The sequence below is a fragment of the uncultured Proteiniphilum sp. genome (assembly GCF_937873925.1).
Classification (GTDB): domain Bacteria; phylum Bacteroidota; class Bacteroidia; order Bacteroidales; family Dysgonomonadaceae; genus Proteiniphilum.
The window spans coordinates 13341-32263 of record NZ_CALNAT010000140.1 but is presented as its reverse complement, the minus strand read 5'-3'; the positions used below and the strand labels follow the sequence as shown (position 1 = coordinate 32263).

The 18923-nt window shown below is 48.5% G+C and carries 15 protein-coding genes; 6 read left to right on the top strand and 9 right to left on the bottom strand.

The window, feature by feature from the left end:
- Nucleotides 1-115: 115 nt before the first annotated feature.
- Complete coding sequence (locus Q0502_RS09180) at nucleotides 116-730, bottom strand: cytidylate kinase-like family protein (RefSeq protein ID WP_298649858.1); 615 nt, start codon at nucleotides 728-730, stop codon at nucleotides 116-118.
- Between the two features lie 42 nt (nucleotides 731-772).
- The gene (locus tag Q0502_RS09175) at nucleotides 773-2173 is read right to left on the bottom strand and encodes an MATE family efflux transporter (protein WP_298649857.1); all 1401 of its coding nucleotides are present in this window, start codon (nucleotides 2171-2173) and stop codon (nucleotides 773-775) included.
- A gap of 300 nt (nucleotides 2174-2473) precedes the next feature.
- On the opposite strand from Q0502_RS09175, the gene Q0502_RS09170 reads away from it, so the two are divergent.
- Genes Q0502_RS09170 through Q0502_RS09160 form a run of 3 tightly spaced genes read left to right on the top strand, consistent with a single transcriptional unit; the run spans nucleotide 2474 to nucleotide 8199 of the window.
- Nucleotides 2474-3583, top strand: a complete 1110-nt coding sequence (locus tag Q0502_RS09170) for an efflux RND transporter periplasmic adaptor subunit (protein ID WP_298649856.1) — start codon at nucleotides 2474-2476, stop codon at nucleotides 3581-3583.
- A gap of 46 nt (nucleotides 3584-3629) precedes the next feature.
- A complete protein-coding gene (locus Q0502_RS09165) occupies nucleotides 3630-6812 on the top strand; it encodes an efflux RND transporter permease subunit (protein ID WP_298649855.1) in 3183 nt (1060 codons plus the stop codon).
- Nucleotides 6802-8199, top strand: coding sequence for a TolC family protein (locus Q0502_RS09160; protein WP_298649854.1), 1398 nt, complete (start codon nucleotides 6802-6804; stop codon nucleotides 8197-8199). The genes Q0502_RS09165 and Q0502_RS09160 overlap by 11 nt, the downstream gene beginning before the upstream one ends.
- A gap of 49 nt (nucleotides 8200-8248) precedes the next feature.
- Here the strand turns inward: Q0502_RS09160 and Q0502_RS09155 are convergent, their stop codons facing one another.
- From Q0502_RS09155 to Q0502_RS19010, 7 genes are all read right to left on the bottom strand, one after another.
- A complete protein-coding gene (locus Q0502_RS09155; RefSeq protein ID WP_298649853.1) occupies nucleotides 8249-9715 on the bottom strand; it encodes an MFS transporter in 1467 nt (488 codons plus the stop codon).
- A gap of 64 nt (nucleotides 9716-9779) precedes the next feature.
- A complete protein-coding gene (locus Q0502_RS09150; protein ID WP_298649852.1) occupies nucleotides 9780-10448 on the bottom strand; it encodes a bifunctional 4-hydroxy-2-oxoglutarate aldolase/2-dehydro-3-deoxy-phosphogluconate aldolase in 669 nt (222 codons plus the stop codon).
- A gap of 110 nt (nucleotides 10449-10558) precedes the next feature.
- A complete protein-coding gene (locus tag Q0502_RS09145; RefSeq protein WP_298649850.1) occupies nucleotides 10559-11596 on the bottom strand; it encodes a sugar kinase in 1038 nt (345 codons plus the stop codon).
- Between the two features lies 1 nt (nucleotide 11597).
- On the bottom strand, nucleotides 11598-12758 hold the full coding sequence (locus Q0502_RS09140; RefSeq protein WP_298649848.1) for a DUF4861 family protein: 1161 nt from the start codon (nucleotides 12756-12758) through the stop codon (nucleotides 11598-11600).
- Nucleotides 12759-12885: 127 nt separating this feature from the next.
- Nucleotides 12886-13677, bottom strand: coding sequence for a gluconate 5-dehydrogenase (locus Q0502_RS09135; RefSeq protein WP_298649847.1), 792 nt, complete (start codon nucleotides 13675-13677; stop codon nucleotides 12886-12888).
- Nucleotides 13678-13797: 120 nt separating this feature from the next.
- Nucleotides 13798-14640 carry a 5-dehydro-4-deoxy-D-glucuronate isomerase gene (gene kduI / locus Q0502_RS09130; RefSeq protein ID WP_298649845.1) on the bottom strand — a complete coding sequence of 281 codons (843 nt, stop codon included), beginning with the start codon at nucleotides 14638-14640 and terminating at the stop codon, nucleotides 13798-13800.
- An 80-nt stretch (nucleotides 14641-14720) separates the two neighbouring features.
- A complete protein-coding gene (locus tag Q0502_RS19010; protein WP_366521782.1) occupies nucleotides 14721-14921 on the bottom strand; it encodes a pectinesterase family protein in 201 nt (66 codons plus the stop codon).
- A 224-nt stretch (nucleotides 14922-15145) separates the two neighbouring features.
- On the opposite strand from Q0502_RS19010, the gene uxaC reads away from it, so the two are divergent.
- The 3 genes from uxaC (at nucleotide 15146) to Q0502_RS09110 (ending at nucleotide 18877) form a co-directional block, all read left to right on the top strand.
- Nucleotides 15146-16552 carry a glucuronate isomerase gene (uxaC, locus tag Q0502_RS09120; RefSeq protein WP_298649841.1) on the top strand — a complete coding sequence of 469 codons (1407 nt, stop codon included), beginning with the start codon at nucleotides 15146-15148 and terminating at the stop codon, nucleotides 16550-16552.
- A gap of 312 nt (nucleotides 16553-16864) precedes the next feature.
- Complete coding sequence (locus Q0502_RS09115; RefSeq protein WP_298649839.1) at nucleotides 16865-17677, top strand: SDR family oxidoreductase; 813 nt, start codon at nucleotides 16865-16867, stop codon at nucleotides 17675-17677.
- Between the two features lie 120 nt (nucleotides 17678-17797).
- The gene (locus Q0502_RS09110; RefSeq protein WP_298649837.1) at nucleotides 17798-18877 is read left to right on the top strand and encodes a sugar kinase; all 1080 of its coding nucleotides are present in this window, start codon (nucleotides 17798-17800) and stop codon (nucleotides 18875-18877) included.
- Nucleotides 18878-18923 lie beyond the last annotated feature (46 nt).

The following is an 18923-nucleotide window of genomic DNA, read 5'->3' as shown; positions in this document are numbered from 1 at the left end:
AGAGCACCTGACTCATAATCAGGGAGTCCTTGGTTCAAGCCCAAGTGGGACCACACCCCCCAGAGAATACCGGCGTGGACGTTTTAAATGGTGTAACATTCAGTTTGATGCCACATTACCGTTTCTTCAAAAACTCCTCGATAAAACCGGTTGTTGCCTCGATACCCAATACCGATGAATTGATGCACAAATGATACGACTCGGCGGCGCCCCATTGTTTGTTACTGTAATAATTGTAATATCCGGCCCGTTTTTTGTCGGTCTTCTCGATCAACTCAAGCGCTTTCTTTTCAGTCAGTTCATAGTAATCCGCGACACGCTTTATCCGGTCAACTTGTTCGGCGCTGATAAACACATTCAACGTGTGCGGATGATCACGTAAAATATAATCGGCGCAACGTCCGATAAATATGCACGATTTTTCACGGGCCAAATTCCGTATCACATCGCTTTGAATTTTAAACAACATCTCGTTCCATAGGTAATTATTGGAAAATCCTTCGTCCAGGATTGATATTTTAAGTCCCAGTAATCCTCCGGTTAAGGTAAAACGTTTCTTTTCATCGGCTTTTTCAAAGACCTCTTTAGCCAAACCGCTCTGTTTCGAAGCCAGCGTGATCAACTCCTTATCGTAATACGGAATGTCTAATCGCGTTGATAAAAGCCGCCCTATTTGCCGGCCGCCACTACCCAATTGGCGCCCTATGGTAATAATAAAATCGTTCTTCATAATTTTTTCTTTTAAGTAAATTTATCCGAAGCGCCGCCTGCTTCATTGAACACTTTGTCCGGACGGGCGCAGCTCTTCATGCTCTTTTATTTTAAATTGCCGGAATTGATAAGTCAACATAACAACGGCCACAATGCTCGAGATCAGATCGGCGGAAGGCATGCTGTACCAGATGCCATCGATTCCCCAATAATAAGGAAAGATGAGTAAGCATGGCAACAGGAACAACAACTGCCGGCTGAGCGACATAAATATGGCTTTACCGACCATACCGATACTCTGGAAAAAGTTGGCCGTAACCATCTGAAAGCCGATGATAGGGTACGTTAAAAAGACAATGCGTAATCCATTCCTCGAAAGTTCTATCAGTTCTCTATCGCCGGTAAACATTGCGGCAATCGCTTCCGGAAAAAAGAATACGACTAAGAAACCGAAAGTAGTCACGCCGGTAGCCAGAATAACCGACTTTTTCAAGACCTCGTTCACTCTCTTATAGAGCATGGCCCCGAAGTTATAGCCGGCAATAGGCTGCATTCCCTGGTTTAAGCCCATTACAATCATGATAAACAAATAAGCGATACGGTTTACGATGCCATAAGCCCCTACGGCCAGATCACCTCCTGTACGTAACAATCCCTGATTGATGACAATGACGATCAGGCACGACACGGCATTCATCAGAAACGGGGACAGGCCGATCGAAAGTGAATCGGTCACAATTTTTTTATGAAGTTTAAAGGCTTTTTTTTGGAGGTAAATGAAACTTCCTTTATTGCTGAAAAATTTCAATTGCCAAATTAACATGATCGTTTGTGAAATGACGGTAGCCCAGGCGCTTCCCTGTATGCCCCATTGGAATACAAAAATAAACAGGGGGTTGAGCACCAGGTTGATCAGAACGGTAGCTATGGTGGCATACATTGCCTTATCGGGCCTTCCCGCCGAGCGTAGCATACCGTTTAGCCCCAGATATAAATGGGTGATCACGTTACCCAGTAAAATAACATGCATAAAATCGCGCGCATAAGGGATTGTCGCATCGCTGGCCCCGAAAAAATAGAGGATCGGATCCAGGAAAATATATGCCACAACGGAAAATCCTATACCGAAAATAATATTCAAGGTCAGTTCATTGCCTAAAATAATATTAGCGGTTTCATAATCTTTCTGCCCCATCCGTATCGAAAGCAACGTTGCCGCTCCCGCACCTACCAGCGAGCCGAAAGCAGCCGCCAGGTTCATCAGCGGGAAAGTAATGGCCAATCCCGAAATGGCCAACGCACCCACTCCGTGCCCGATAAAAATACTATCGGTAATATGGTATAGGGATGAAGCCGTCATGGCGATAATAGCCGGAATAGCATATTGAATCAATAGTTTACCTATCTTTTCCGTACCTAATTCAATCGGATTTTTTGCTACGCTTATTCTTTTATTACTCATTTTGATTTTCATTTTCCGGCCTCAAAGCTACTAAAAAAGAAGGCAACAATTTCGTTAAATAAATCAAATAAGAATTTTTCCGTTCGATCATTTTTCGTATCGAAAGATGGATGGTTGAGGCGAAAGAAGAGGATCTGCTATACCCTGAAGAATTCCGTAGAGAACAGAAATAAAAAAAGTTAAACATTTGTATTTTCTGAATGCCGACCGCCTGTTTTTACAAGACCGGAATATTACTTTTGATTACTTTTGCTCCTTACTAGATTCAAAATGAATTCAAATTCAAATTAAGATATAATTATGAATGTAAAAAGAGGTATGATAGCAGGGGTTTCCGTGCTGTTACTTTTTTCGTGCTCCGACAGAAAGGGCGGGCAAGATCAGAGTTCCGGGAAGGAATATCCGGTAATGGTTGTAGAAAGGCAGGACGCAGAGCTTCAAAGCGTTTACCCCGTCCTATTAAGAGGCCAGGAGGATGCCGAGATAAAACCGCGTGTGAGCGGCTATATCGATAAGGTCTATATCGATGAGGGGGCTGTCGTGAAAAAAGGGCAAGCCCTTTTCTCCATCAATTCGCCTACCTCCGCACACGACCTGGCTTCCGCCAGGGCTGCTTTGGAAACTGCCGAAGCGAATCTGAACACTGCCCGCCTCGACGTTGAACGAATCCGTCCGCTGGCCGAGAAGAACATAGTAAGTGGAGTGCAGCTTGAGACATACGAAAATGCGCATAAAGCGGCGCAGGCATCGAAAGCCGAAGCCGAAGCCGCTCTCCGCGCTGCGCAGGCTACTACAAGCTGGACCACTGTTTCAAGCCCTATCGACGGCGTTATTGGTTCCATCCCTTACCGGAGCGGGAATATGGTCACAAGCGCCACTACGCTCACCACTATTTCGAATATCGAAACCGTATATGCCTATTTCTCCATTAACGAAAAGGCATTTTCCGCTCTGCTCGCCACGCTCGAAGGAAATTCCCTTGCTGAAAAGATCGGTCATATCCCTGAAGTCACGCTTACCCTTGCCGACGGTACCGTGTATCCCGAGAGGGGAAAGGTATCCACCATTTCGGGTATTGTTAATCCCGGCACCGGTTCCGTGAATCTCCGGGCTGCCTTCCCCAACCGGCAAGGTATGCTGAGAAGCGGCGCCAGCGGTAAAATAGCGATCCCCCGCAAAGTGGAGGACGTATTTGTTATCCCGCAGAAATCGACTTTTGCCCAGCAAAATAAGGTGGTCTTGTACAAAGTGGCCAATGATTCCACCGTGCAGGCCATTGTTGAGGTTGAACCGTTGTCCGACGGCAAACGCTATGTCGTTACCGCCGGACTGGAAGAGGGAGATACGATCGTGCTGGACGGCATCGCCACATTGAGAAATGGGCAGAAAATAAAAGTCGGGGAAGAATAAAAGACTATTCTTCACGGCAATTCAATCCGAAAGAAAGTAACAGATTATGCTGAAAATTTTTATAGAAAGACCGGTATTATCCACCGTGATTTCCATACTGATAGTCGTTCTGGGGATACTGGGGCTATCTACGCTACCGGTCGAACAGTATCCGAACATTGCCCCGCCGACGGTAAGGGTTTCGGCCAATTATAGCGGGGCGAATGCCGATGTAGTGATGAGCAGCGTGGTAATCCCGCTCGAAGAACAGATCAACGGAGTTGAAGGAATGACCTATATGACATCGACGGCTTCCAACAGCGGATCGGCTTCCATTACTATCTATTTCGAACAGGACGTCGATCCCGATATGGCTACGGTAAACGTGCAAAACCGTGTGAACCAGGCTACCTCGCTTCTTCCGGCCGAAGTTACCCTGTCGGGCGTTACGGTACGCAAGCAGCAAACCGACAATGTGTTGCGGATCTCGGTGTCGTCATCCAATCCCGAGCACGATCAGCAATTCATCCAAAACTATGTGGATATCAATATATTACCTCAGATCAAGCGTATTCCGGGTGTGGGCGACGCCAGTGTGATGGGTGCACAGACCTATTCCATGCGTATATGGCTGAAGCCGGATGTGATGGCCTCTTATGGCATCACCCCGCAGGAAATACGGCAACTTCTTTCCGACCAGAATGTGGAGGCCGCCCCCGGGGAGCTGGGACAAAACAGTGACCAGACTTTCCAGTATCCGCTTAAATATACCGGCAGGCTCAAGACGGTGGAAGAGTTCGGAAATATAGTGCTCCGTTCTTCCAACGGTCACATTCTCCGTCTTTCGGATATAGCCGACGTAGAGTTGGGGTCGTTGAATTACTCGGTACAATCGGCTTCCGACGGAAAACCTGCCGTATCCATCAATGTCAGTCAGACGGCAAACTCCAATGCCCGTGAACTGATCAATACGGTAAAGAAGGAACTGGAAGCGGCTTCCGGAAGTTTTCCTCCCGGCTTTCAGATAACTTACATGTCGGATGCCAACGAATTCCTCGACGCTTCTATCCATAAAGTGGTAGCGACGTTATTGGAAGCATTCGTGCTGGTTTTTCTCGTGGTACTTGTCTTTCTGCAGAGTTTCCGTTCTACGCTTATTCCCGCCATTGCCATCCCGGTGGCTATTATCGGATCGTTCTTCGTGTTGCAGCTATTGGGCTTTTCCATCAATCTGCTTACGCTCTTCGCACTGGTGCTGGCGATCGGAATTGTGGTCGATGACGCCATCGTAGTGGTCGAAGCGGTACATGCGCACATGGAGAAAGGCGCCAGAAACGCGAAAGAGGCAACCATCACGACAATGAAGGAGATAGCACCTGCCATTGTTTCCATTACGCTGGTGATGGCGTCGGTATTCATCCCCGTCAGTTTTATCGGTGGAACGAGCGGTGTGTTTTATAAGCAGTTTGGATTGACGTTAGCGACGGCAATCATTATCTCGGCTGTCAATGCCTTGACCTTAAGCCCCGCTTTAAGTGCGCTTTTCCTCCGCCCCGCACACCATGAGGCGGAAGGCGCCCGTCCGGCTGAAAACAATCTTATCAAACGGTTTCTGAGATTCTTCAATACCTATTTTGACAAGCTCACCATACGGTATGAAAAAACATTGCGTTTTCTCGGCAAGAAAAGGTACCGCTGGATTACGCCGGTGATAATTGCCCTTTTCTCGGTGGTGCTTTTCGGAATGATGCGCATCATTCCTACCGGATTTGTCCCCCAGGAAGACAGCGGTGAGGTGATCCTGATGATCACATTGCCGCCGGGCTCGTCTATGGAGCGCTCGGATTCCATTGTACAACGGGTGGCATCCCTCTCCGGCTCTATTCCGGAAGTACAAAACGTAACGGCCATTACGGGGGTGAATTTCATGAGCGGTTTGGGTAGTTCGTACGGAACGGTTATGTATAAACTCACACCATGGGATGACCGGAATCGCACCGCGGCTGATATTGTTTCGGTACTTAAAGAACGGACGGATTCTATTATCGGTGCCAATTTTATGATATTCAGCTCTCCTACCTTAAGGGGATTCGGACTGTCCAGTGGCGTCGATCTGAAGATGCAGGATAAAACGGGCGGCAACATCCACGATTTTTATGAGGTTACGCAGCAGTTTCTGCAGGAGCTTCAGCAACAGGATGAGATATTGATGGCCTCCACGACTTTTAATCCCAATTTCCCGCAGAAGCAGCTTGACGTGAATGTGGCGAAAGTGATGGAGGCGGGCCTTTCGATGAACGATATTCTTTCGACGCTGCAGATCTATATCGGCAGCCTTTATTCGTCGAATATCACCCTGTTCGGCAAGTCATACCGCGTGATTCTGCAGGCTTCACCCGAATACCGTTCCAAAATGGACGACCTGAACAGCTACTACGTGAAGACGGCCTCGGGCGAGATGTCGCCCATTACCGAATTTTTTACGATTACCGATATTACGGGGCCCCAGACCATTTCGCGTTACAACCTCTATACATCGATGGATGTGACCATCATCCCCAATACGGCTGACGGATACAGTACAGGGAACGTTATCAATTTAGTGGAAAGGATGAGCGAGAACCTTCCCGAAGGATATACGTATGAGTACTCGGGAATGACGCGCGAGGAAGTGCGTAGCGGCAACCAAACATCCATGATATTCATGCTCTGCCTGATCTTCGTTTTCCTGTTACTGGCGGCGTTGTACGAAAGTTATATCCTGCCGTTGGCCGTGATCCTCTCGCTGCCGGTGGGGTTGGCCGGTGTGTTTATTTTCCTGTGGCTGTTCGGCATCCATCAGGGGATTACCAATAGTATTTATGTGCAGATATCGCTGATCATGTTGATTGGGTTGCTTGCCAAGAACGCCATCCTGATCGTGGAATATGCCATACAGCGCCGGCGGCAGGGCATGAATGTCGTTGAAGCAGCGGTAAAAGGAGCCGTAGCGCGTTTCAGGCCCATCCTGATGACTTCTTTCGCGTTTATTGCGGGGTTGACCCCCTTGATGCTCGCCACAGGTGCCGGTGCGGTAGGGAATCGCTCCATCGGCCTGAGTTCCATCGGCGGTATGCTGATAGGAACGCTCCTGGGCGTGTTGGTGATCCCTTCGTTGTATATCCTTTTCCAGACTCTCGAAGATCGCTTCCGCAAGTCGGGTCTGTTCAATGTTGATGATGAAACAATTTTTGGTGAAGATGAAAAATAACAATCGACAAGCCGTTTTACTGATCACAGGATGTGTTGTTTTCTTCGGATTATCCTCCTGCAACATGCTTAATCCGTACCGCTCGCCGGTGGTGGATACTGCCGGTCTGTACCGGGAAACGGCCTCTTCCGACACTACCTCGATCGCCGATATCCCGTGGCGGAATTTCTTTTCGGATCCCTATTTGGTGAGTCTTATCGATACCGCTCTCTTCAATAATGCCGATTTGCAGATCGCTGTCAGCAGTATCCGCCAGGCGGAAGCCGAATTGAAAAGAACCCGCGCGGCTTATTTTCCCAATCTGTCTGTCGGCGTGACAGTCACCCACGCTGCTGCTTCCGACGGCAACAAAGCCTTCAGCCGCAATTCGGAGAATGTTTTTGCCGGGATAAGTGCGAACTGGGATGTGGATGTCTGGGGTAAACTGAACCGGCAGTCACGTGCACAATATGCCCGGTTCCTGAAAAGCCAGGCGTATAGGGATATGGTCCAATCGGGACTGATCGCCCATATGGCCGATTCCTACTATGCGCTTTTGGCGCTCGACGAGCAACTGGCTATTACGAACGAAACCGTTGTGTTGTTGGAAAAAAGCGTCGCAACGATGGAAGCCCTCAAAGAAGCCGGGCGGCAGAATGCCGCGGCAATAGAGCAAAGCCGGGTATTGTTACTGAAAACGAAAATGAACGCTATCGATACCGAAAACAGTATCCGGCAATTGGAGAATACAATTAATCTGCTGTCGGGGAAAAAGCCCGGACCGGTGGTGCGTTCCCGGCTGGAGTCGCAGCCGGTGCCGATGCAGTTGAAAACCGGAGTGCCGGTGCAACTGCTTGCCCGGCGCCCCGACGTAAAGCAGGCGGAGTTGGACTTCCGTGTCGCTTTTGAGTTGAAGAATGCGGCCCAGGCCGGTTTTTATCCCTCCATAACGTTGAGTTCGGGATCCGTAGGCTATTCATCTTCGGGATTCTCAAATCTGTTCAGTCTCGAAAAGCTGGTTTTGAACGTGGTGGCGGGCCTCACTCAACCGGTATTCGCCCGCGGACAATTAAAGGTGGATCTCGCTTTGGCCGAGGAAGACCAGTTACAGGCGATGGCTGCTTTTCAGAATACGGTACTAAATGCCGGAAAAGAGATTTCCGATATTTTATATACCTACGAAAGTGTCACCCGCAAAACGGAATTGCGCGAGCAACAGATCGACGCTGCGCAGAAGTCCGTCGTATATACCGAAGAACTGTTAAGGGCCGACGAAGTCGATTATACGGCCGTGCTGACGGCGCAGCAGGAATACCTGTCGGCTCGTTTGAGCCGGATAAGCGAGCAGCTGACCCGGTTGCAATGCACCGTTGATTTGTATAATGCATTGGGCGGAGGGACGGAATAGCCTGTTTGTCATAAAAAAATCTGCGTCCCGATTCCGAAACCGGTGAAAATTACATATCGGTGATGAGTTGGTATTTTGGAACAAGGGATTTCATGATGGTCCACCCGATGAGGTATGCAAAGGCACAGATACAGAAGACAATGAAATAACCCGATTCGATACCTTCGAATCCCATGAACTTCATGTGGGTGTTGGCGGTATGATCGAACAGGATACCTGAACTCTGATTGATAAGCAGAGAACCCACACCGCCTGCCATTCCGCCGATACCGGTAATAGTGGCCACCCCATGTTTGGGGAACATATCACTCACGGTGGAGAAGATGTTTGCCGACCATGACTGGTGTGCTGCCGCTGCGATACCGATAATGATCACGGGAATCCAGACCGATATACCTCCCAACGGCTGTGCGAGTAAGATCAGTACAGGGAAAAAAGCAAACAGGAGCATCGCCCGCATACGCCCCTGATAGGGATCCAGCTTTTTCCTGTTCATGAAATAGGCGGGGAAATAGCCGGCTGCAAAAACGGAAATCATTGAGATGGCATATACCGTAAACACGTGCGGTGCGCTTTGCGTGGAATCCAGTCCGTACACCGCACTCAGGTAAGCCGGGATCCAGAACAACAAAAACCACCATACGCCGTCGGTAAGGAATTTACCCACGGCAAACGACCAGGTCTGTCTATACTTGAAAGCCTGTTTAAAAGAAACTTTCTTACCTGCATTTTCATCTTTCTCCCTGGCACCTGCAGCCGCGTCCGCGGCATCGTCCTGATTGATATAAGCCAGTTCAGCTGCATTTACTTTTTTGTTTTTTTCGGGTTTATGATAAATAAACACCCAAAAGCCCATCCATACAAAGCCTATCGCACCGATCACGATGAATGCCATCTCCCAACCCCACGCCTTGGCGATAAAAGGGATAGTCAGCGGTGCCAGCAAAGCGCCGATCTGGGCACCCGAGTTGAAAAGACTGGTAGCATAGGCCCTGTCTTTTTTTGGAAAATATTCAGCAGTGGCTTTGATAGCGGCGGGAAAGTTACCGGCTTCTCCGATCGCCAGGATCAACCGGGCGAAAACAAACAGCGTAACACTTACATTTACGACCATCGAGATATTTCCTACCGTGGCAATAGCTTCGCGCGCACCCATAAAACTGAACGTCCATTCATCTGTTGTAATGCCTGCAGTGAGAAGTCCGCAGAAAGCGTGCAGTACTGCTCCGAACGACCAGATCCCTATCGCCCAGAGAAATCCCTTCTTCGTGTCAATCCAGTCGACGAACTTTCCGGCAAACAGCATGGAGACCGCATAGAACAGCGAGAATAACCCGGTGATGGTCCCATAATCACTGTTTGTCCAGTGAAATTCCGGCGCAATAAAGTCCGCCCATGTAAGCGAAAGTACCTGTCTGTCCAGATAATTGACTGTAGTCGCCAAGAACAGCATGGTACAGATTGTCCAGCGATAATTGGTCATTTTTACTTTTCCTTCTTCCTGTAGTTTACTCATGATTTTATGATGATTATTTATTTAAAAAATGTGCTCTGTCCGATGATGTGTGCAGGTGTTTATTCTACTGATACTTTTTGACAATTGACAAGCTGTCCCTGCATAATCCGGTGATTTTGTGCCACTCCCCGTTTTCCAGTACCTCTTTGGGGAAAAGGTTGGATCCCATTCCCACACAGGTTACCCCTGCCCGGAACCATGCCGAAAGGTTTTCTTCCGTAGGTTCCACCCCGCCTGTGACCATGATCCGGGACCAGGGCATGGGGCCTTTTATGTTTTTCACGAACGAGGGGCCGCCCACACTGCCGCCGGGAAACACCTTTACGATCTCAGCGCCTGACTCCTGTGCCAACCCGATCTCGGAAACCGTGGCGCAGCCGGGTGAATAAGCTATTTGCCGGCGGTTGCAGATTTTGAATATCTCAGGGTTCAGCAACGGGCCTACAATAAAATTTGCCCCCGACTGGATATAGAGGGCGGCGGTAGGGGCATCTACTATGGAGCCGATTCCCAATATCATTTCCGGGCATGCTGAGTCTGCCCATTTGATCAGTCCGGCAAATACCTCATGGGCAAAATCGCCCCTGTTGGTGAATTCGAACGCCCTGATACCCCCTTCGTAACATGCTTTCAGCACATTCTTCGCCACTTCAATATCGGCATGGTAGAATACAGGCACGATCCCCGTATCCACCATTGTCTGATAGACCTGCAGTCTTGTAAATTTTGCCATTCCTGTATATTTTAGAGTAAAGAACTGTTTGATTTGCAAATGAACTGGTTTACTGATTAAAGCAGAGTAATCACCCAATCATCACATCCGTAAATCGTTAAATCATCACATCACCTGACCACTCTTCCCGAGCCGTCGCCTTTCATCAGTGCTTCCACTTCCGGCACGGTCACCAGGTTAAAATCGCCGTAGATGGTGTGTTTCAGGCAGGAAGCGGCTACGGCGAAGTCGAGCGCTTTCCGGTCGTCTCCCGTATAGGTCAGTAATCCGTAGATCAGCCCCCCCATAAAGGAATCACCGCCACCCACTCTGTCCACGATATGGGTTATGTCGTACCTTTTGGATTGATAGAGTTTGTCGGAGTAGAGGCATCCGCCCCAGGTATTGTGGTTTGCGTTGATGGAACCGCGTAATGTGATAATTACCTTCTTTGCGCGCGGGAATTTCTGCATAAGCTGTTTGCAGACCGATTCGAATTCCCCTGCATCCACCTCTCCCGCAGTTTGGTCCACCTCGAATCCTTCCGGTTTGATGCCGAACACTTTTTCGGCATCTTCCTCATTGCCAAGGATGATGTCGCAGCCTTCCACCAGTCCGGGCATGATCTCCGAGGCCTTTTTGCCGTATTTCCAGAGATTTTTCCGGTAGTTGAGGTCGCACGAAACGATCACTCCCAGTTCATTTGCGGTCCGGATGGCTTCCAGGCAGGCGTCGGCGGCCCCCTGCGAAAGGGCGGGGGTGATCCCTGTCCAGTGGAACCATGAAGCGTCTTTGAGTATTTCTTTCCAGTCGAACGTTCCCTTTTCCACTTCTGCAATAGAGGAATGTGCCCGGTCGTATACTACTTTCGAGGGGCGGGCCACGGCGCCGGTTTCGAGGTAGTAGATACCTACCCGTTCGCCGCCGCGCAGAATATGTTCCGTACCGACATTCATTTTTCTGAGATCGGAGATACACCATCCGGCTATATCGTTATCCGGCAGGCGGGTGACAAATTCCACGGGAATGCCGTAATTTGCCAGCGAAACAGCTACGTTGGCTTCACCTCCGCCAAAGGTGGCGGTAAGATGATCCGATTGGATAAATCTTTTATAATCCGGTGTGGCAAGACGCAGCATGATCTCGCCGAAAGTTACCACTTTTTGCATCTTAGTTTATCTGAATGATTAGGGGTTGATCTATCTTTTCTTTCTCTTCTTTCACAAACTGTGTCCATTCTTCAAAGCTGCCGAAACCGGCTTTGCTCCAGCCTCCACCCGCGTAACAGGTATATGAAGTGCCGGGTTGGTAACTGTTCAGGCCCAGATAATGTCCGTTCGAGACCTTGATGGTCGCGAATCCGTCCGGATGGAGCGCGGCGGTATAGATAACGCCGTTGGCATCATCAGCCGGAGTTTCATAGGCGATAATACCGTTGTTCACGCCGAAAGTGGTCCTTCCGGCATTTTCCAGGGGATCCTTTTCCGGCATCACGATCCCGGTAGCGACAGTCAGCTTGTCGGTATCCCCCTCGAAGATATTGGTCACTTTATTGAAAAGGGTATAAGCATCTAAAGAGATAATGCGTGTTTCTGTTATTTCATGCTCTCCTGCTTTATAAGGAGCATAGGTGAGTTTGAAAGTAATGCGGAGCGGCCCGTTATCAAGGATTTCCGCAGTGACGAAATTATCGCCCAGGCAGAGCGTATCGTTATGAACGGGAGCTGTCATCCCCAAACCGAGTGTCCTTCCCACCTTGTAAAAATCCAACCCTTCGCCGTGGTCCTTGTGGTAAGAAGCTATGCCCGACAGGTCGTCCTTATACCATTTGTCGATGATCAACGATTCGGTTTTCTTGGCCCAGAAATCCATTCCGTTACTGATCTCTCCGGTCGCTTTCAGGGCGGGCCCGTACACCCTGAAGGCGGTACGGTTGTTTTCCCAGGCGAAGTCGTCCTTCCTTTCGGGTACCAATCGCCCGTAGACGAGGGATTCAAAATCATCGGGTTCACCTGCCGCTATGCGGTAGAGGGCTGTTTGCCCTGCGCCCGGGGAGGCCGGGAAGATAAGTGCTTCCACTTTTCCTGTGCCGTTGGTTACAAACTGGTAAGGGAGTTGTTGCCCGTCGTCACCCGTTACGATGATCGTTTGCCCTGCGGAAAGCGGGAGTTTTTGTTGCACCGTTTCCCAGGCGACCTCCACCATTTCATTTATCCTCTCTATTGAACTTGGGTTGCTTACCTCTATGACCAGTTCTTTTTTTGCAGGATTACATCCGATAAAGATTGCTGTCAATAGAAGTAATATGAATGTGTAGTATTTTGTCTGCATACAACGTATTTGATCTGTTTGAAATTAGAACTAAGAAATTAGAAGTCAGAAGTGGAGAATCTGAAATCATTAAATCACCGAATTATCACATCGTCAAATCTCACCTTCCCACTTAACCACCTTAATATCACGGTTGCTTCCCGATATACGCCAGGATGCCGCCATCGACATACAGGATATGCCCGTTTACAAAATTGGAAGCATCTGAGGCAAGAAAGACGGCAGGCCCTGCCAGGTCTTCCGGTGTACCCCATCGCGCTGCTGGTGTCTTGGCTATGATGAAAGAGTCGAACGGGTGGCGGGAGCCATCGGGCTGTCTTTCCCTTAGGGGGGCGGTCTGCGGCGTGGCGATGTATCCCGGTCCGATACCGTTACATTGGATGTTGTATTCCCCGTATTCGGAACAGATATTTTTTGTTAACATCTTTAATCCGCCTTTAGCCGCTGCGTAAGCAGAAACGGTTTCACGTCCCAACTCACTCATCATGGAGCAGATATTGATGATTTTTCCGTGTCCCTTTTTGATCATATGCGGGATGACTGCCTTAGAAACGATGAACGGTCCGTTCAGGTCGATGTCGATCACCTGGCGGAATTCGGCAGCGCTCATCTCGTGCATCGGTATGCGTTTGATGATACCGGCGTTGTTTACCAGGATATCTATCACCCCCACCTCTTCCGTTACCCGGCTAATGAATTGATCCACTTCTTCTTCGTTTGTCACATCACAAATGTAGCCGTGCGCATCTATCCCTTTTTCCTTATAAGCGGCAAGGCCTTTATCCACCAGATTCTGATTGATATCGTTGAATACGATCCTGGCCCCGGCACCTGCAAAAGCAGTTGCCATGGCAAATCCGATACCGTAGGAAGCTCCTGTGACCAGCGCTATTTTTCCTTCCAATGAAAAATTGACCATATCTTTTCTTTTTTATTAGAGTTTAATTGAATAAGATTTAGATCTCTGATTATCTGTCCTCTTATTCCTTAATCAATATTAATGACCCGGAAATAGTCCGTGTAATTCCAGGTTGTTACTTTATCGTAAATCGATTATTTTCGAAAAATCTTGGTCCCCGTAGTCAAGGTTCTCTCCCGCCATGCCCCATATAAAGGTGTAATTCGTAGTGGCGGCGCCGGCATGGATGGACCATTCGGGTGAGAGTGCGGCCTGCTCATTATGCAGCCAGATATGGCGCGTTTCTGTAGGCTCACCCATAAAGTGGCATACAGCCTGGTCTTCGGGCACTTCAAAATAGAAATAGGCTTCCATCCTGCGGCTGTGGATATGTGCCGGCATGGTATTCCACACGCTTCCGGGAGCCAGTTCGGTCATTCCCATCTGCAACTGGCAGGTAGGCAACACCTGGTTCACGATCATCTTATTGATATTTCTGTGATTGGACGATTCCAGGGATCCCATCTCAGCTACTACAGCATCTGCCTTGGTCACTTTCTTATCGGGGTAATTGCGATGGGCCGTAGCCGAGTTGAAGTAAAACTTCGCCGGTTTGGCGGCATCGTCGCTCTCGAAATAGACTTCCCGTTCACCGGAACCGAGATAGAGCGCCTCTTTGTAATCGAGCTCAAAAACAGTCTCTCCCACCTTTACTTTTCCTTTGCCGCCCACGTTAAAGATACCCAGTTCACGGCGGCACAGAAAGACCGGTTGTTTCAGCGGGTCTATCGCTTCCAGGTGCAACGGCTCGTTTACGGGCATCGCACCCCCCACGATCATGCGGTCATACAGGGAATAGACCATGTTTACCTCATCAGCTTCGAATATTTTTTCTATAAGAAAATCTTTTCGTAAACGCTGCGTATCATAAGATCTCGCATCTTCGGGGTGCGCTGCATAACGTAACTGATAATTTGTTTTCATATTTGTCCTTATTCTGTTTATCCATCGATCTGTGTACTTGCACAAAATTAAGATTAATTTTCTGTCCGTCAAAATAGAATTTAAAATTTCTCTTCACAAAATGGCAATCGGCTTTTTTCGTAAAATTTCCTCCTCACATTCTTGGGGATGATTCTTTGCCTTTCTTTCAGGGTCAGTATTTTCATCCATTTCACCCGCTGTGCCGTATCACTTCCCGTTCCGGAATTATTGTATTCGCTGTATCTGGCTGTTTTTTTGTTTTCCGGCTTGCGCCAGGGCAAGAAGCCGGACAACCGGCGTGAAATGCCCGGATGGGGATGCGAATCGGACCGGTAAGACCTAAGTGGTGAGGGAATATCTCAAAAATATCGGCATAAAATAATTCAAAAATTAATTTTTTTCGGATGTAAATAAGATAAAATATGTAACTTTGGGGATCGATTGTGTACGAAAACAGTATTTGCCGGAGCGGGGAAGGAATATTTATTTTTTAATATTATATAATATGGGAAGTTTTATACATCAAGACTTTTTGCTACAGACAGACACGGCGAAAGAGTTGTATCATGAACATGCAAAAATGCAGCCTATTATTGACTACCATTGTCATCTGAATCCTGAATACATAGCAAATAACCATGTCTTCGATAATCTGGGGCAGATATGGCTTGAAGGCGATCATTACAAGTGGCGCGCCATGCGTACCAACGGCGTGGACGAGAAATACTGTACCGGTAAAGATACCTCCGACTGGGAAAAGTTTGAAAAATGGGCGGAAACGGTACCCTATACCATGCGAAACCCATTGTACCACTGGACCCATTTGGAATTAAAGACTGCTTTTGGCGTGGATAAACTGCTGAAGCCGGAAACAGCGGAAGAAATATATAATATATGTACCGATAAGCTTCGTACGCCGGAGTTCTCCGCCCGGGGACTGATGAAAAAATTCTCTGTGGAAGTGGTTTGCACCACTGATGATCCCGTAGATAACCTGGAACATCATATTGCGTTGAAAGAGGAGGGGTTCGGCATCAAGGTGCTTCCCACATGGCGTCCCGATAAAGCTATGGCGGTGAAAAATCCGCAAGAGTACCGTGCATATCTGGAGAAATTATCCGAGGTGGCGGGTGTGAACATCAACCGGTTCAGCGGCCTGATCGAAGCGCTCCGTAAACGGCACGACTTTTTTGCCGGTGTCGGATGCAAACTTTCCGACCACGGTATCGAGGAGTTTTATGCGGAATCTTATACGCAATCCGAGATTGAACAGATCTTTAATACGGTATATGACGGGAAGGAATTGAAGGAAGAGGAGATTTTGAAATTCAAATCGGCCATGTTATATGAGGGAGCCGTGATGGATTGGGAGAAAGGATGGACGCAACAATTCCATTATGGCGCTATTCGCAATAACAACACGAGGTTGTTCAGACACCTCGGCCCGGATACGGGGTTCGATTCAATCGGCGATTTTACCGTAGCAAAAGCGATGAGCCGTTTCTTCGACCAGTTGGATAAAGACAACAGATTGGCCAAAACCATTATCTACAATCTGAATCCCGGGGATAACGACATGATAGCCACCATGATCGGGAATTTCCAGGACGGGTCGGTCGCCGGAAAAATGCAGTTCGGTTCCGGATGGTGGTTCCTCGACCAAAAGACCGGTATGGAAGCGCAGATGAACTCTCTTTCCAATCTCGGACTGTTGAGCCGCTTCGTGGGGATGCTTACCGATTCGCGCAGTTTCCTCTCCTATCCCCGCCATGAGTATTTCCGCCGGATCTTGTGCAATCTTATCGGGAATGATGTTGAACAGGGCCTGTTGCCTGCTTCGGAGATGGACTTCCTTGGAAAGATGGTAGAAAATATATCCTATAAAAACGCGAAAGATTTTTTTAATTTTTAAGGATAAAATGATGAAATTAGAAAAATACAGTACCGGAGTAGAGGGCCGTTTCACTCATCAGGGGAAAGCGCAGTTGAGCGCTATCATGAAAGCGAATGAAGAAGGCGGTTTGGATATGCCGATGTGATTGCTTCGGGCGTGGAGGAGAATATTTATGACAGGCATTTGAGAAGGTTGTTTAATATGTAAGGTGGAACAAAATTTCCGGGGTTGAGATGCCGACTTTCGTTTTTGGAAGAGTTTTTTACGATAAAAATGAATAAAAAGTAAAACGGTCGGCTTATTTTTGTCCGGTCATTAAATCAATAAACTATGTACGAATTATTTGATATTAGAGGAAAAGTGATTGTTATCACGGGTGGAACCGGAGTACTGGGTTCCTCGATGGTGGAGTATCTGGCGAAGCACGGTGCGAAAGTGGCGGTGCTGGCGCGAAACAAGGAAAAAGGGGATGAACTGGTGCAAAAAGTAAAAACTGCCGGAGGGGATGCTCTGTTCCTCCGGACTGATGTGACCGATGAGTCTGTCCTGAAGCGAAATGCCGAAGAGATCGCGGAGCAATACGGGAGAATTGATGTGTTGATCAACGGCGCGGGCGGAAATATGCCGGGTGCGACCATCGGCCCTGACAGTACCATCTTTGATCTAAAAGCGGATGATTTCCGGAAGGTGGTCGATCTGAATCTGATGGGAACGGTTGTCCCCACGCTGGTTTTTGCCGAATATATGGTCAGGGAAAAAAAGGGAAATATAGTGAATATCTCCTCCGCATCGGCATTACGCCCACTGACACGTGTCGCAGGATATGGAGCGGCCAAAGCGGCAGTGACCAACTTTACCCAATATATGGCAGGAGAAATGGCCATTAAATTCGGGGAAGATTTCCGTGTCAACGCGTTGTGTCCCGGCTTTTTTATCACGGAGCAAAACAGGGCGCTGCTCACCAATCCCGACGGGTCTTATTCCGCCCGGGGTAATACCATTATAGCACATACCCCTTTCCGCCGATTCGGAGCTCCCGAAGAGTTGCTGGGCACACTCCATTATCTGGTAAGCGACGCGTCCAAGTTCGTGACCGGAACGGTAGCGATCGTAGACGGAGGTTTTGATGCGTTTAGTATATAGATGCGAGAGCCAAGAACCAAGATTCAAGACTTTGGATGTCTGATCCGGGATTTGGGAAATAGTTAATTACCGGTTATTCATTTGGCATATTGGTACATTGAAGAATTAACACATTAATATATGTCTGTAGCATTAAAAAAAGAGTTTAAATATTCATTGGTAGTACCTACCAGTATGGGAGTGCGCATTACGCCGGTAGATGCACAGCCGGTGCAGAGTACCAACCTTTTTCGGATGCAGGCGACCAGCGCCGAGACCAATGTGGCGAGTATCTCGTCCTACCTGGGACTTCCCGTGAAGGTACTCACTACCTTTGTGAAAAACAGCCCGATCGCCGCTTTTATTAAAGCCGATCTCAGGGCACGAAATATGGAATATGAGGGACCGGAAGTGCCACAGGGCGATCCCTGGGGATACCGGCATCAGTTCAATATCGCCGACAGCGGTTTCGGACTGCGGGGTCCGCGGGTACAGAACGACCGCGCGGGTGAGGTGGGAAAAACCTTGAATGTGGAAGATTTTGATCTGGAACGGATCTTCGGTAAAGAGGGCGTGCAGATCGTACATCTTTCCGGCCTCATCGCGGCGCTTTCTCCTGATACAAGCAACTTCTGTCTCGAAATAGCCCGTTATGCCAAAAAGCATGGCACGCTTATTTCCTTCGACCTGAATTATCGGGCTACATTCTGGAAAGGAAGGGAGTCAGCACTGAAAGAGGCTTTTACCGAGATCGCCTCCCTTTCCGATATCCTTATCGGCAATGAAGAGGATTTTCAGCTTTGTCTCGGTATCGAAGGGCCGAAAGCAGGAGGTGAAAACATCGGAGGAACGCTGGATGCTTTCAAAGGTATGATCCTGAATGCGAAGAAAGCTTTCCCCCATGTTTCGGTCTTTGCCAATACGCTCCGTGAAGTGGTCAGCGCCAATGAACATCTCTGGGGTGCCATTGTTTATGAAAACGGGAACTGGCACGAAGCTCCTTTACGCAGGATCAACGTAATAGACCGTATCGGCGGTGGCGACGGTTTCGTCGGCGGATTACTCTATAGCATCCTGAAAGGGATGGAGCCCGAAAACTGGGTGCGGTTTGCTTGGGCGAGCGGCGCGTTGGCAACTACGTTCCTCACGGATTACGCCCAGCCGGCCGATGAGGAGATGATATGGAGTATCTGGAAAGGTAATGCGAGAGTGGTGAGGTAAGGTGATCAAGTGGAAAGGTGGAAAAGAATGAGGTGCTGATTAGTTA